The sequence below is a fragment of the Pseudomonas sp. IT-P74 genome (genome assembly GCF_949768175.1).
In the GTDB taxonomy this organism is placed as follows: Bacteria; Pseudomonadota; Gammaproteobacteria; order Pseudomonadales; family Pseudomonadaceae; genus Aquipseudomonas.
Window position 1 is genome coordinate 1 of the sequence record NZ_CATKQD010000046.1, and the last position, 766, is coordinate 766.

The 766-nt window shown below is 64.9% G+C and carries 1 pseudogene; it reads right to left on the reverse strand.

Annotation, left to right across the window (positions count from 1 at the left end):
* Positions 1 to 766, reverse strand: a pseudogene (locus ACM6J5_RS20430) (hypothetical protein); the annotation flags it as partial.

The following is a 766-nucleotide window of genomic DNA, read 5'->3' on the forward strand; positions in this document are numbered from 1 at the left end:
GCTGCCCATCGACGCCGTGACCATGTGGACGTTGCTGCTGGCGTACTCGCGGTCGGTGTACCTCACGCCAAGCGCGTTGGCATGGTTGACGTAGCGTTGCTCGGCTTGTTCGGCGAGGGTGAGCTTGAGGTTTTCGAGGCCGAAGGCGATGGTGTGTTTGCGCTGGTTGTCGATGCCTTCGCCGTCGGTTTTGCGCATGAAGGTTTCGAGCGTCTCCACGCTCTGATTGCGCCAGGCATTGAGCTCCTGGGTGATGCCGATCGGATCGTCCAACACCACGGCAAAACCCTGCGCCTGGGTCTCCGTTGCGCCAAGCCGCGTAGCCACACCCGCCAGGGCCGAGTAGCCGGTCGGGGGTGCAAACAGTTGCTCGCCAAGGTGGGCCATCAAGGGCGGGGAGGTCGGCCCGAGCAGGTCGGCGACGCTACTGTCCAGCGCCTGGGCCTCGATGATGTGTGCGGTGTGGCTGCAGCTCTGGATCAGTTGGCGGATATCGACCTTGCGCAGGGTGTTGCGCAGCCGCGGTTGCGTGCGGATCTCGGCGAGCAACCGCGGCGTCAACAGGTCCGGGGTGAACAGCAGCCGGGCTTCGTTGACGTCTTCAGGATCGCTGACCTGGATGACCCGATCGCCGAAGTCCGGCAGGCCGCCCAGCCCCAGGTCGCCTGGGGTGGCGGGCCACACGGCCTTGCACAAGCCGCTGCTGTAGGTTTGATAGGCGCCCTCGCATACCCAGTCGGTCGCGGTGCGGTGGATGAACACATAA